At 70.6% G+C, this 11,903-nt stretch carries 14 protein-coding genes and 1 pseudogene; 9 read left to right on the top strand and 6 right to left on the bottom strand.

From position 1 onward, the window contains the following. A partial coding sequence (locus D7Y13_RS29485; RefSeq protein ID WP_147452516.1) for a serine/threonine-protein kinase occupies nt 1–1,098 on the bottom strand: 1,098 nt, incomplete at its 3' end. 171 nt (nt 1,099–1,269) lie between these two features. Between D7Y13_RS29485 and D7Y13_RS48800 the strand changes: the two genes are divergently transcribed. The 3 genes from D7Y13_RS48800 to D7Y13_RS29470 are packed head-to-tail and all read left to right on the top strand — an operon-like array spanning nt 1,270 to nt 2,859. Next, nucleotides 1,270–2,010 carry a hypothetical protein gene (locus D7Y13_RS48800; protein WP_120535583.1) on the top strand — a complete coding sequence of 247 codons (741 nt, stop codon included), beginning with the start codon at nt 1,270–1,272 and terminating at the stop codon, nt 2,008–2,010. Between the two features lie 2 nt (nt 2,011–2,012). Next, nucleotides 2,013–2,384: a hypothetical protein gene (locus tag D7Y13_RS29475; protein ID WP_120585516.1), complete on the top strand. Its 372-nt coding sequence runs from the start codon at nt 2,013–2,015 to the stop codon at nt 2,382–2,384. Between the two features lie 16 nt (nt 2,385–2,400). Next, nucleotides 2,401–2,859: a GNAT family N-acetyltransferase gene (locus tag D7Y13_RS29470; RefSeq protein WP_120585517.1), complete on the top strand. Its 459-nt coding sequence runs from the start codon at nt 2,401–2,403 to the stop codon at nt 2,857–2,859. A 14-nt stretch (nt 2,860–2,873) separates the two neighbouring features. Here the strand turns inward: D7Y13_RS29470 and D7Y13_RS29465 are convergent, their stop codons facing one another. From D7Y13_RS29465 to D7Y13_RS29455, 3 genes are all read right to left on the bottom strand, one after another. Continuing rightward, the gene (locus D7Y13_RS29465; protein WP_120585518.1) at nt 2,874–3,272 is read right to left on the bottom strand and encodes a VOC family protein; all 399 of its coding nucleotides are present in this window, start codon (nt 3,270–3,272) and stop codon (nt 2,874–2,876) included. Nucleotides 3,273–3,405: 133 nt separating this feature from the next. Beyond that, a complete protein-coding gene (locus D7Y13_RS29460; RefSeq protein WP_120535587.1) occupies nt 3,406–4,776 on the bottom strand; it encodes an FAD-binding oxidoreductase in 1,371 nt (456 codons plus the stop codon). A gap of 134 nt (nt 4,777–4,910) precedes the next feature. Next, nucleotides 4,911–5,669, bottom strand: coding sequence for a dienelactone hydrolase family protein (locus D7Y13_RS29455; RefSeq protein ID WP_120535588.1), 759 nt, complete (start codon nt 5,667–5,669; stop codon nt 4,911–4,913). Nucleotides 5,670–5,865: 196 nt separating this feature from the next. Between D7Y13_RS29455 and D7Y13_RS29450 the strand changes: the two genes are divergently transcribed. The 4 genes from D7Y13_RS29450 to D7Y13_RS29435 all read left to right on the top strand — a co-directional run bounded on the left by D7Y13_RS29450 (nt 5,866) and on the right by D7Y13_RS29435 (nt 9,976). Then, entirely contained in the window at nt 5,866–6,558 is a 693-nt protein-coding gene (locus tag D7Y13_RS29450) for a response regulator transcription factor (protein ID WP_120535599.1), read from the top strand. Next, nucleotides 6,555–7,946, top strand: a complete 1,392-nt coding sequence (locus D7Y13_RS29445) for a HAMP domain-containing sensor histidine kinase (RefSeq protein WP_120585519.1) — start codon at nt 6,555–6,557, stop codon at nt 7,944–7,946. The genes D7Y13_RS29450 and D7Y13_RS29445 overlap by 4 nt, the downstream gene beginning before the upstream one ends. Before the next feature lie 34 nt (nt 7,947–7,980). Then, on the top strand, nt 7,981–9,372 hold the full coding sequence (locus D7Y13_RS29440; protein WP_120585522.1) for an RluA family pseudouridine synthase: 1,392 nt from the start codon (nt 7,981–7,983) through the stop codon (nt 9,370–9,372). A gap of 61 nt (nt 9,373–9,433) precedes the next feature. Further along, nucleotides 9,434–9,976 carry a hypothetical protein gene (locus D7Y13_RS29435; protein ID WP_147444488.1) on the top strand — a complete coding sequence of 181 codons (543 nt, stop codon included), beginning with the start codon at nt 9,434–9,436 and terminating at the stop codon, nt 9,974–9,976. 9 nt (nt 9,977–9,985) lie between these two features. Here the strand turns inward: D7Y13_RS29435 and D7Y13_RS29430 are convergent, their stop codons facing one another. Then, nucleotides 9,986–10,402, bottom strand: a complete 417-nt coding sequence (locus tag D7Y13_RS29430; protein WP_120585521.1) for an EamA family transporter — start codon at nt 10,400–10,402, stop codon at nt 9,986–9,988. Between the two features lie 344 nt (nt 10,403–10,746). Here D7Y13_RS29430 and D7Y13_RS29425 point away from each other — a divergent pair, with 344 nt between their 5' ends. Then, nucleotides 10,747–11,298: a DUF2716 domain-containing protein gene (locus D7Y13_RS29425; protein ID WP_158620477.1), complete on the top strand. Its 552-nt coding sequence runs from the start codon at nt 10,747–10,749 to the stop codon at nt 11,296–11,298. 21 nt (nt 11,299–11,319) lie between these two features. Here D7Y13_RS29425 and D7Y13_RS29420 read toward each other — a convergent pair whose 3' ends face one another. Continuing rightward, complete coding sequence (locus D7Y13_RS29420) at nt 11,320–11,517, bottom strand: hypothetical protein (protein WP_120535592.1); 198 nt, start codon at nt 11,515–11,517, stop codon at nt 11,320–11,322. A gap of 141 nt (nt 11,518–11,658) precedes the next feature. On the opposite strand from D7Y13_RS29420, the pseudogene D7Y13_RS29415 reads away from it, so the two are divergent. Then, nucleotides 11,659–11,903: pseudogene (locus D7Y13_RS29415) on the top strand (hypothetical protein); the annotation flags it as partial.

Raw genomic sequence — 11,903 nt, 5'->3', positions numbered from 1 at the left:
GAGCACCGCCGCGCCCCCCATCAGCGTCCTTCGCGAGCGACCCCGGGAGACGGGGGATGGGACATGGACGGAGGGAGCAGGGGCTTCGGCCGGAAGGTCCGTCGGCGTCACGCGGGGGCGTGCCCGGCCGTTCCGGGTCGCGAGCGCTTCCTGGCTGGGACGTGCCGGCGTGTGGGCAGCCGGGAGGGGCAGCGTCGGTGTGTCGCCGGCCGAAGGCGCCTCGTAGGTCATCGCCGGCCCCGGCCCGGCCCCGTCGAGCGCGGCCAGGAACTCCGTGGCGGATTGGAAGCGCTCCGCCGGTGACTTCGCCATCGCCTTCGCGAGCGCCGCTTCGAGTTCCGCGCGGAAGCCGGCTTCGGGGGCCACGGCGCGCAGCAGCGGCGGCGTCACCTCGCGGTGCATGCGCAAGAGCTCCGCGTTGCCCGTCGCGGAGAAGGGCTTCTTGCCCGTGAGCAACTCGAAGAGCAGCACGCCCGCTGCGTAGAGGTCCGTGGGAGGACCCACCGGCTCGCCATGGATCTGCTCCGGAGCCATGTAGGCCGGCGTCCCGAGCATCATCCCGGAGGTGATGCCCGTCACCTCGTCGCGCAGCTTCGCGAGCCCGAAGTCGAGGATGCGCACCTGCTCCCCGAGCCCGACCGCGTGCGTGACGATGATGTTCTCGGGCTTGATGTCCCGGTGGATGATGCCCTGCTCATGTGCGTGGGCCAGGCCAGCGAGCACCTGCCGCAGGGCGCCCAGAGCCCGGGGCAACGGCAGCGGGCCCTCGCGCAGCAGCCCCCGCAGCGTGTCTCCGGTGACGAAGTCCATCACCATGTACGGCGACTCCTGATCCACGCCGAAGTCCATCACCGACACGCAGCACGGATGGGTGAGGCGGCTCATCGCGCGCGCCTCCACCTGGAAGCGCTTGCGGAAGTCCTCCTCCCGCGCCGCCCAGGCGTGGAGGAACTTGATGGCGACGGACTTGCCCACCTCCAGCCGCTCGCCCCGGTAGACAATGCCCATGCCCCCCGCCGCGAGTCGCTCGATGATGCGGTAGCGCCCCTGCAACACCGAGCCGATGCGTGGGTCCGAGGCGGAGGTGGGCTCGTTCATGGCGCGCGCACGATAACAAGGCGGCTGGAATGTGGGGCCTGAAGGTGGCGTCCCGGGGCGGGTTCGCGGCCGCCGCGCCGACGGCGCCAGAAATCGTCCTCCGAAATGTGGCCGGAGCGAGCTGGCCCGGGTCAGAGGGGGGAAGCCTGCTTTTCAGGAAGGATTTCCCCCATGTCACGACTGCCCCTGGCCGGCCTTGGCGCCGTCCTGCTGCTCGTCACCGGAAGTGTCGCGGAGGCGAAGCCGTGGAAGCACGCGGGCATGCATCCGCGCACCGGCAAGCCCGCGGACGGCCTGTGCCACATCGAGACGATGCACGTGCACACCGCCGCGCCGCTGTACGGCGAGACGCTCTACCGCACGCGTGACGACGTCCACGTCTTCATCGGAGACCCCACGCCCTTCGGCTACGAGGGTCCCCGGCACGCCTACTACGGGCACCACCCGGTGGTGCTCAACGTGTACATCCAGGTCGACGTGGACGTGGTGGAGTACTGCTACCACGACGGGCCGCACTACCACGCCTATGCGCCACCGCCGCGCCAGGAGTTCGTGGACCGCGAGGACGTCCACTACTACGCGGGCGACTACCCCGACGAATACAGGCGCGACAGCCCGAGGCGGGGACGCGTCAACACGGTCTACCGGGGCTGGGAGAGCCCGCGTCCGGTGGTGACGGTGGCCCCGCCGCCGCAGTACCACGGCCCCATCATCCAGGTGGGATTGAACCTCCCCGTGCCCCGGGTCGAGGTTCGCGTCGGCGAGCCGTACCCGCGCCCGCCCCCGCCCGCGCGGGAGGTGGTCATCATCCGGGAGGAGCGCGTCGTGCACGAGCATCACGACGACCACCACGACCACGGCAAGCACCACGGCAAACACGACAAGCACAAGAAGTCCAAGGGGCGGGACTGACCATGCGGCGCACGCTCCTTCCGCTGATGGCCCTGGTGCTCGCGGGCTGCTCCCGCGATGCCGACGACATCCTCGATGCGTGGAAGGCGGAGGGCGAGGCCCCTTCCGGCTTCACCGACGTCGGGGAGAAGTTGCCGGGCGGCAAATGCAAGGCCGGCAAGGTGAGCGGCCTGGAAGCCACGCTGTGCTCCTTCGACAGCGCGGCGAAGGCCGACCAGGCCCAGGCCGCCGGGTGGTCGCTCGTCGGTGACGCCGTGGGCTCCGCGGTGGTCTCCGGCAAGTGGGTGCTCGTCATCGCCGACCCTCGACAGGAGGACCCCAGCGGCCGGCGCATCAACGCGCTGGTGAAGCTCTACCAGGACAAGACGCGCTAGGGCAGGCTCGGGGACCATGGTCCCCATCACCTTCCGCCTCGCCACGGATGCAGACCTGCCCGTCATCCTCGCGCTGCTCGCGGATGACGCCATCGCCCGCTCGCGCACGGGCTACTTCGAAGAGCCCGTGCCCGCGGTGCGCGCGGCCTTCGACGACATCACCGCCGACCCGAACAACGAGCTCATCGTCGGCGTGCGTGAGGGTGAAGTCATCGCCACCCTCCAGCTCACGTACATTCCGGGCCTGAGCCGGGGCGGGATGCGGCGGGCGCTGGTGGAGGCGGTGCGCGTGCGCTCGGACCTGCGGGGACAGCGCATCGGGGAGCGGTTGATGCAGGACGCGGTGGAGCGCGCCCGGGCTCGCGGCTGTGGCCTGATGCAGCTCACCACCGACAAGCGCCGCCTCGAGGCCCATCGCTTCTATGCGCGGCTGGGCTTCGAGGCGAGCCATGAAGGCATGAAGCGCTCGCTCTGACTCAACGGCAGGGCCTACTTGATGGCGGCGGGATCCATCCAGAAGAGCTCCCACTGGTGGCCGTCCAGGTCCTGGTAGCTGCGCTGGTACATGAAGCCCTGGTCCATGCTCTTCAGCTCCTTGGCGCCCGCCGCCAGGGCCTTCTCCATCAGCGCATCGACGGCGGCCCGGCTCTCCGCGGTGAGGGCGATGATGGCCTCGGTCACCTTCGTCGCGTCCGCGACCTCCTTCGTGGTGAAGGTCTTGAAGAAGTCCTTCACGAGCAACATCGCGTAGATGTCCTCGGAGATGATCATGCAGGTGGCGTTGGCGTCGGTGAACTGGGGGTTGAACGTGTAGCCCAGCTTCGTGAAGAAACCGACCGCGCGGTCGAGCGACTGGACGGGCAGGTTGACGAAGATCTTGGTGGCCATGGTGCGTCTCCTTCGGAAGAGGGTGGAACGTCGCCTTCATCCACACGACGAACCTGCGTCCGGGAGATCGACACGCCCTCTATTTTTCCGCTGCCCGCTCTCAACCCACTGGAATCACAGCGGGATTCACCGCTCAGAGCAGCTTGCCCGGGTTGAGGATGCCCAGGGGGTCGAGCGCTCCCTTGAGGGTGCGGTGCAGGTGAAGGGTTTCCGAACCCAGTTGGGCGGGCAGGAACCCGCGCTTGAGTGAACCCACGCCGTGCTCACCGGTGATGGTGCCCCCCAGGTCCAGGGCCGCGTGCAGGATGTCGTCGAACGCCTGCTTCGCACGCGTCATCGCGTCCAGGTCGTTCCGGTCGAAGACGACGGTGGGGTGCATGTTCCCGTCGCCCGCGTGGCCGAAGGTCCCGATGAGGACCCCGCGCTGATCCGCGATGCGCTCCACCGCCGCGAGCAGCTCCGGGATGCGGGAGATGGGCACGCCCACGTCGTCCAGCAGCGTCGCGCCCTGCTGCTCCAGCGCCGGAAAGGCGAACCGCCGGGCGCCCATGAGCAGCTCGCCCTCGGCCTCGTCGGTGGTGTTCATCACGAAGGTGGCCCCGGCCCGCTCGCAGGCCGCCGCCATCAGGCCGATCTCCTCCTCACCCTGCGCGCCTCCCGCGTCGGAGCGCGCCAGCAGCAGGGCCGCGGCCGTGACGTCCAGGCCCATGGGCTTCCAGGACTCGACGGCGCGCACGGTGGTGCGGTCCATCAACTCCAGCAGGGACGGTCGGGTCGTCCCCATGATGTCGGAGACGGCCGTGCCCGCCCCCACGAGCGTGGGGAAGGTGGCCAGCAGCGTGGTCGCCTTCGGCGGCCGGGGACGCAGGCGCAGCGTGGCTTCCGTGATGATGCCCAGCGTGCCTTCCGAGCCGACGAAGAGCCGCGTGAGATCGTACCCCGCCACGTTCTTCACCGTGCGTCCGCCGGTGCGCACGACGGAGCTATCCGCGAGCACCACCTCCAGCCCCAGCACCGCGTCCCCCGTCACGCCGTACTTCACGCAGCACAGGCCACCCGCGTTGGTCGCGAGGTTGCCGCCAATGGTGGAGAACTCCCAGCTCGCGGGATCCGGCGCGTACCAGAGCCCCTGTTCCGCGGCGGCGGCCTTCACCGCGGCATTGAGCGCGCCGGGCTGGACGACGGCCAGCATGCCGCGCCGGTCCACTTCCAGCACCCGGTTCATCCGCAGGAGGGAGAGGACGATGCAGCCCGCGCTGGCGTTCGCGCCGCCCGACAGCCCGGAGCCCGCGCCCCGGGCCACCACCGGCACCCGGAGCGTCCGCGCCACGTTGAGCACGGTCTGGACCTGGGAGGTGGAGGCGGGCCGCACGAGCACGGAGGGCATCCCCGACGGCGCCCACTCCGCCTGGTCGTTCCGGTGCGCCTCGAGCACGTCCGGGTCGGTGACGAGCGACTCCGCCGGCAACACCCTCGAAAGCGTCTGCACCACGTCGACCGTCACGAAGGACCTCCCGTTTCCTGGGGCTGAACGCCGGGCAGGGGACCCGTCATCCTGGAGCCTGGGCTCGGCCCCGGGTGCCCAGCTTGCCTCAGGCCCACGACTTCCGCCTCCGTGCGCGGACCGTGGTGGCGACGTCACGTGCGCGGGGTGACGTTGCCCAGGACCTGCGCCAGGAAGTCCCGCAGCGCGGCCTCCGCGCGCCGGGCCGCGACGGGGTGGTAGAGGATGCCCGCCTGCGGGTTGTTCGCGCCCTCGAAGGTGAAGGCGTGCATCGCATGGCCGTAGGCCTGGAGCTGCCAGTCCGCGCCCGCTTGGGTCAGCTCGCGGGCGATGGCCAGCACGGCGTCGGGCCGCGCGACCGGATCCTCCCAGCCGTGCAGCAGCAGGACGCTCGCGGTGATGGGCGGCTGGGGCCCGAGCCCCGGAGCCTGGAGCACCCCATGGATGCTCACCGCGCCCTTCAGGCCCTCCGGCGCGCTGCGTGCCAGGTCGAGCGCGCAGAGTCCTCCGAAGCAATAGCCGAGCACCGCGATGCGCTGGGGATCCACCCGGGGGTGGCGCCTCGCGGCCTCCAGGCCCGCGAGCATGCGGCGGCGCAAGAGGGCCCGGTCCTCGATGAAGGGCCCCATGAGGTGCGAGTTGTCCCCCGTCACCTCGCCACGGACGCCCTTGCCATACACGTCGAGCGCGAACCCGACGTAGCCTTCTTCCGCGTACCGCTCCGCCATGGCGCGCATGAACATGTTCTGCCCGTCCCAGGCATGGGCAATCAGGACGCAGGGCCGTCTGGCTTCATGCGACGCCTCATGGGCGACGTAGCCCTCGCAGACGGTCTCACCGTCGGTGTAGTCGACGGCTTCGGCGTGGACACGCGTGGAAGGGGAAGACGCCATCCGGGCTGCTCCTTGCGAATGAAGGGAGTTCGCACGTTGCACGCCTTCGTCCCCGCCGTCTTCGACGAACGTGCGACGCGACGGCCTGTCCGGGCCGTCGCACGAGGGGCGATGCGCTGGCCATGGCGCGGTGCGCCGTGAAACACTCCACGCGCCGCGGATCCCCATGGCACGGTTCGAGGAGGCGGTGCGGCGGATGAGGCTCCTGCTCGTCGAGGACGAAGCGAAGATGGTGGCGCTGCTCCGGCGCGGACTGGAGGAGGAGGGCCACACGCTGGACGTCTGCGCGCGCGGCAGCGAGGCCCTGGCGGTGGGGGCTCCCGAGGACTACGAGGTCATCGTCCTCGACTGGTCGCTGCCGGACATGGAAGGCATGACGTTGCTCCGGGGCTGGCGGGACGCGGGCGTGCGCACCCCGGTGCTGATGCTGACGGCGCGGGGCACCACGGCGGACAAGGTGCTGGGGCTGCGCTCGGGCGCGGACGACTACTTGGTGAAGCCCTTCGACTTCGAGGAATTGCTGGCCCGCCTGGAGGTCCTGCGGCGCCGGGGCGAGGCGAAGGACGGCGTGGTGCGGCTGGGTGAGCTGGTGCTGGATCCGGGGCGACGGGTGCTGCGCATCGGTTCGCGGGAGGAGTCGCTCACCGCGCGGGAGTTCGCGCTCTTCAGCGCGCTGGCCCGCCACCCCGGGGAGGCGCGGACGCGCGCGCGGTTGATGGAACAGACGTGGGGGCCGGACTTCCACGGCAGCGCCAACGTGCTGGACGTGTACGTGGGCTACCTGCGCACGAAGCTGGAGCGGCTGGAGGCCACGAACGTGACCCTGCGCTCCGTGCGCGGCGTGGGCTACAAGCTGATGGTGGCCTCGCCGGGAGGGCGCGCGGAGTGAAGCTGACGAGGCGTCTGTGGTTGCACGGGGCGCTGGTGCCCGCGCTGGCCACGCTGGGTGCCCTGGTCGTGGCGGGACAGCTCTTCCGCGTGGACCTGGAGCGCGCGTTGGATCGCGCGCTGCTGGCCCAGGCGGCGGTGGAGAGCGTGAGCCTCTTCGACGGGCCCGGGCAGAAGGTGCACCTGCACATGGCCGTCTCGCCGCTGGTGGAGCAGGTGCGGCCCTTCGCGCCGCAGGGCTATCTGTATCAAGCCGACGGGCAACTGGTGATGCGCTATCCACCGGTGCCCGAAGGCGCTCCCGAGGAGCCGCCCCGGGTGCCCGACAGCCGCGACGGAGAGCCGGTCCTCGTCACGGAGGTGTCCGCCGACGGCAACCGCTGGCGCGAGGTGATGGTGAACGTGCGCTCGCCGCATGGGGAGCGGTACGGGCTGCGGCTGCTGGCGTCGCTGGGGCAGGTGGACCGCTCGGTGGACTCGTATTTCCGTCTGGCGTTCTCGATGGCGGCGGTGATGGGGGTGGTGCTGCTGGGCGTGCAGACGACCCTGGCGCGACGGATGGCGCGGCGTCTGGAGGCCATCACCCTGAACCTGGGGAAGCTTCGCGAAGGCGACCTCGCGTCCCCCATGGAGGTGGACGCGGGGAAGGATGAAATCGGCCAGCTCAGCGCGGCGCTCGCGGAGGCCACGGCGCGGGTGCGCGGTGCGCGCGAGGCCCAGGAGCGGCTGGTCGCGGACGCGGCGCACGAGCTGCGCACGCCGCTGGCCCTCATGCGCACCAGCATGGACCTGGCGCTGCGGCGCGAGCGGAGTCCCGACGAGCTGCGCGCCTCGCTCCGGGATGCGCGCGCGGAGGTGGACCGGCTGGCGGTGCTGGCGGACACGCTGCTGGACATGGCCTCGGCGGGGCGGGGCTCGTGGGACCGGAAGAAGGGCGACCTGCGGGAGGTGGTGTCCCAGGCGGTGGAGGGTGCCCGCGCGGAAGCCGAACGGCGCGGGATGCTCGTCCACCTGGAGGCCCCGGCGTTGGCGGAGGCCTGGTTCGACGCGGGAAGTTTGCGGCAGGCGGTGGACAACCTGCTGAGCAATGCCCTCAAGTTCTCGCCCGAGGGTGGAGAGATCCACGTGCGGCTGTCATTGGAGGGGGAGCGCTACCGGGTGGCGGTCACGGATGCGGGCCCGGGCATTCCGGTTTCGGAGCGCGAGGCGGTGTTCGCCCCGTTCCATCGGGTGGCGGGCGCGGAGGGCCGGCCCGGCGCGGGGCTGGGGCTGGCCATCGTCCGGGAGGTCGCGCGGCGTCATGGCGGCCAGGCCTACGTGGACCCGGCATGGGGCCAGGGCGCCCGGGTGGTGCTGGAGCTTCCCTCCGCACCACGCGCGGAAGGCTGATACTCCGGTGCGCGTGGTGCGGACCTCCTCCTTCATGACCTTCTTCGACGGGCCTCCCTCTGCCGGAGACGTGCCCCCGCGACTGGCGAGCCCCTTCGCCCCAGGGCCGCCGGGCCCCCTGGCGCGCAAGGCGGCGGAGGCGCTCCAGCAGCGGCTGCGACGCGAGCGGTGGGAGGCATTGGAGCAGCCCGGCGGCGGGAAGATGTTCGGGGTGCTGGTCGTCGCGGAGCCGGGCGGACGCGTGGGCTTCCTGAGCGCGTTCTCCGGAATGCTGGGGGGCGCCTGGAATGTGGAGGGCTTCGTTCCGCCGCTGTTCGACCCGGTCGCGCGCGAAGCCTTCTGGCCTGCGGGAGAGGCGGAGCTGGCCGCGCTGGGACAGCGGCATGCGACGTTGCTCCGGGACGCGCAGATGGAGCCCACGGAAGGGCGGCTCGCGGCGCTGGCCGAATTGGAACACCAGCGCGCCGAACGCTCCCGGGCGCTCTGGCGGCAGATGGCGCTCAGTTATGTGATTCCGAATGCCCGGGGTGAAAGCCAGACAGTGGCGGTCCTCTTCGCGCCCCGGCCACCCCCAGGCGGGGCCGGGGACTGCGCGGCGCCCAAGCTGCTGGCGCATGCCTTTCGCCACCACCTGAAGCCCCTGGCCCTGGCGGAGTTCTGGTGGGGCGCGCCGCCGCTCGACGGCCGTCGCGAGTCCGGCGCCTACTACCCCGCGTGTGACAGCAAATGCGGCGTCGTCCTGCCGTACATGTTGCAAGGAATGGCGGTGGAGCCCGCGCCCCGGATGGCCGCCATCATCGAAGACCCTCGCATCCTGCATGAGGACCCGTGGCTCCTCGTGGTCGACAAGCCCGTGGGCCTGCCCACCGTGCCCGAGCGCCATGCACCCGCGCGCGACTCGGTGCTCGTCCGGCTCCAGCCGCGCTTCCCGACCCTGAGCGGCGCGGACGTCCTCCAGGACCTGGAGCGAGAGGTCTCCGGCCTCCTGGTGATGGCGCGGGACGAAGTGACCCGGGCCGCGCTCCTGCGCCAGTTCGCGCGCCGCGAGGCGGAGCACCGTCAGGTTTCGTGGGTCGAAGGGGCCGTGATGGGGGAGTCCGGCCTCATCGAGCTGCCCCTGCGCGGAACATCCCACGCTCCGTTGGAGGACTGCGTCGACCGGGTTCACGGCAAGCGGGCGGTGAGCGCGTGGAAGGTCCTGGAGCGAGGCGAGGGCAGGACGCGGGTGGCGTGGGTTCCGGTGACCCGGCATCCGTTCCAGACGCGCATCCATGCCGCGCACCATCTGGGATTGGGGACGCCCATCGTCGGAGACGCACGCTTCGGCCGCGAGGACACGCGGTTGATGCTCCATTCAGAGGCGCTTGTCTTCACGCATCCCCACACCGGTCAGCGTCTGGACTTCACCGTCCCTGCTTTCTTTTGACGGCTGATTCTGGGAAGACCCTTCTTGAACCCAGACGCAATCCGTCCCCAGGAAGGACGCCATGCCGCACGCACCACCCGAAGTCCGACGCCCCCTGCCGTGGATGACGCGCCTCTTGCTGGTGGCGGTGGCGCTGACCGCGTGTGGCCCGGACTTCATGGGTCGCCGGTACGAAGGGAGCTACGCGATGGTCTTCCAGCTCCCCTCCGGGCCGCGGCACATGGAAGGGCTGATGCGCGTCGCCTTCAACGTCTACGAAGAAGGGCAGGCGGTCCTCATCCAGAACGCCACCCGGTGCACCGTGTCCGCCAGGTACGTCGCGGACCTCCGTGAGCCTGACGCGAATGGCCAGCTCGTCGCGTACGAGGAGCTGCGGGACGTGCGCCCTGATCAGGCCCTCGTGTGCTACGCGCCGGAGGAGCTGGGGGAGAACGTGTGGTTGGAGTTCCGGCTCGGCTCGGGCCGCATCGAGAGCGGACGTCTGAAGCTCTCCTATTCGGGCGATGTCTGGCAGGGCTCGTCCCCGGACTTCGCGGATGCCCGGGGCACCCGGCTGGGAACCTTCGCCTATGCGTTCGAGGGCACTCAGGTCCCGGTGCCCTGAGCGCGTGTCTCATTTGAGGGTCAGCAGCGTGCCCGCGACGATGAGCGCCACGCCCAGGCCCAGGCGCCAGGACATGGGCTCCTTGAGGATGAGCACCGCGAACGTCACGGTGAGGGCCAGGCTCAGCTTGTCGATGGGCGCCACGCGGGACGCCGGGCCCAGTTGCAGCGCCCGGAAGTAGGCCAGCCACGACAGGCCGGTCGCGATGCCGGACAGCGCGAGGAACAGCAGCGTCTTGCGACTGAGCGAGGGCAGTGCGTGGTGCTCGCCCCGCGCCAGCGCGATGCTCCAGGCGAAGACGAGCACCACCACGGTCCGCAGCGCGGTGGCCAACGTGGACGGAACGCCTTCCACGCCCACCTTCGCCAGCACCGCGGTCAGGGCCGCGAACACCGCGGACAGCAAGGCATACATCCACCACGTCATCGCACGGCTCCGAGTGTGAGGAGGCTCCGGGGTGTGTCTGCCTTGTCGGAGGAATGCGCGCAATGACAGGCGCGCGGTCCACCTGGACCCGCCGCACCTCCCTTCCCAATGGGCGTCCACCGCGCGACACCTTTCGCCGCTCCGCTGTCGTCTGTCTCCTCCCCGCGTCCCGGTGGGCGTCGGATGCCATGCACACGCCCCGGTCCGCCCTGTGGGGTGCTTGCAGGAGACCCGGGATGCGCGCGATATCCGGGACTTCGTGACGCCGGGGGGGCGCCGTGTTCAAACTCAATCCTGAACGTGAAGCCTGGATGCCGCTTTCGGGCGATGCGGAACGTCACGCATTGGACCATCCCTGGCCCTCACCGGAGCTGGGCAGCGTGCGCTTCGTCGTCGAGGATGCCTTCTTCCGCCTGGAGCACGACGCGCGGCTGCTGCTCTACCGCGAACTGTCGGAGAAGATGCTCGCCGTCTTCCGCGAACTCACGCCGCCGGGGGGCTGGCTCTACGCGTTGGAGCCGCAGCACCCCTGCTACCGCTTCCACCCGCACGTCCCCTTCGAGGTGGGCGCGACGCTCCAGGAGTGGACCGGCCTCTACACGCGCGAGCACATGGAGCAGGTGGAGCGGGGCATCCATCCCCCGTCCTTCGAAGCGCGCTGGGCCATGGACATCCACCCGGCGGGGGACCCGGAGCACCTCTTCGCGCCACCGGACTTCCACTTCGTCTTCGCCGCGCGCTACCGCGTGGGCAACTTCGACGGCCTGGAAGCGCCGGGCCGGGGGCCCATCGAGACGGAGACCTACGAGCTGCTGGGACCGAGCCTCATCGCCGCCGTGGACCGCGACCCACCGGAGCTCTTCCGGCGGGCCCGCAGGTTGGGCTCCGACGAGTGAAGCGGGTGACGCGCCGGGCCCTCAGACGGGGCGCGGCGTGACGACGCGCGAGGGGGGCGCACCCTCGTAGTAGAGGCTGGCGTGCCCCTCGCTGTAGACCACCAGCACGCGGTCATTCTCCTCCAGCAGACCCGACGTCTTCTGGGTGACCTTGCGAACCAGGGCGTCGAGCTGCGCCGGACCTGCTTTGCTTCCGGCCCGGACCGTGACGACAGGCATGCGGTGTCGTGCTCCCAATGGCCTCTCCCGCGACGAACGTCGGCAGGGGCCGACGCATCACCCGTCCGGAGGGCGCGACGTGTCATAGCGAACGGAACACTTCGTTGACAAGTGCGCGCTGCCATGGGGGAAAGAGACCCCATGCTCCGCAACGTCCGTGTATTGCTGGTTATTTCGCTTGCCCTGGTTTCCACCGCGCACGCGCAGTCGCGCAAGCCGGACGAGCTGTACCACCGGTCCCCCACGCCGGCGTGGCTGCCCCGGGGCGTCTTCCTGGGCACGCAGCTGAGCAACGGCGCCGTCATCCCGCACCTGCACCTGCAGTGGGAGTTCACCTTCTTCCAGGAGCGCAAGGACGCGTGGGCCGTCATCCTGGAGGGTGGGGT

Source organism: Corallococcus praedator, assembly GCF_003612125.1.
GTDB lineage: Bacteria > Myxococcota > Myxococcia > Myxococcales > Myxococcaceae > Corallococcus > Corallococcus praedator.
Note: the sequence above shows the minus strand (reverse complement) of the source record. Positions and strands in the feature narration are given on the sequence as shown.

What these genes read in the sequence shown, in the direction of transcription:
- D7Y13_RS29475 (WP_120585516.1), top strand. Translation starts at nt 2,013, where the DNA reads ATGCGGCGCACGCTCCTTCCGCTGATGGCCCTGGTGCTCGCGGGCTGC.
- D7Y13_RS29430 (WP_120585521.1), bottom strand. Translation starts at nt 10,402, where the DNA reads ATGACGTGGTGGATGTATGCCTTGCTGTCCGCGGTGTTCGCGGCCCTG.
- D7Y13_RS29465 (WP_120585518.1), bottom strand. Translation starts at nt 3,272, where the DNA reads ATGGCCACCAAGATCTTCGTCAACCTGCCCGTCCAGTCGCTCGACCGC.
- D7Y13_RS29435 (WP_147444488.1), top strand. Translation starts at nt 9,434, where the DNA reads ATGCCGCACGCACCACCCGAAGTCCGACGCCCCCTGCCGTGGATGACG.
- D7Y13_RS29440 (WP_120585522.1), top strand. Translation starts at nt 7,981, where the DNA reads ATGACCTTCTTCGACGGGCCTCCCTCTGCCGGAGACGTGCCCCCGCGA.
- D7Y13_RS29455 (WP_120535588.1), bottom strand. Translation starts at nt 5,669, where the DNA reads ATGGCGTCTTCCCCTTCCACGCGTGTCCACGCCGAAGCCGTCGACTAC.
- D7Y13_RS29420 (WP_120535592.1), bottom strand. Translation starts at nt 11,517, where the DNA reads ATGCCTGTCGTCACGGTCCGGGCCGGAAGCAAAGCAGGTCCGGCGCAG.
- D7Y13_RS29470 (WP_120585517.1), top strand. Translation starts at nt 2,401, where the DNA reads ATGGTCCCCATCACCTTCCGCCTCGCCACGGATGCAGACCTGCCCGTC.
- D7Y13_RS29450 (WP_120535599.1), top strand. Translation starts at nt 5,866, where the DNA reads ATGAGGCTCCTGCTCGTCGAGGACGAAGCGAAGATGGTGGCGCTGCTC.
- D7Y13_RS48800 (WP_120535583.1), top strand. Translation starts at nt 1,270, where the DNA reads ATGTCACGACTGCCCCTGGCCGGCCTTGGCGCCGTCCTGCTGCTCGTC.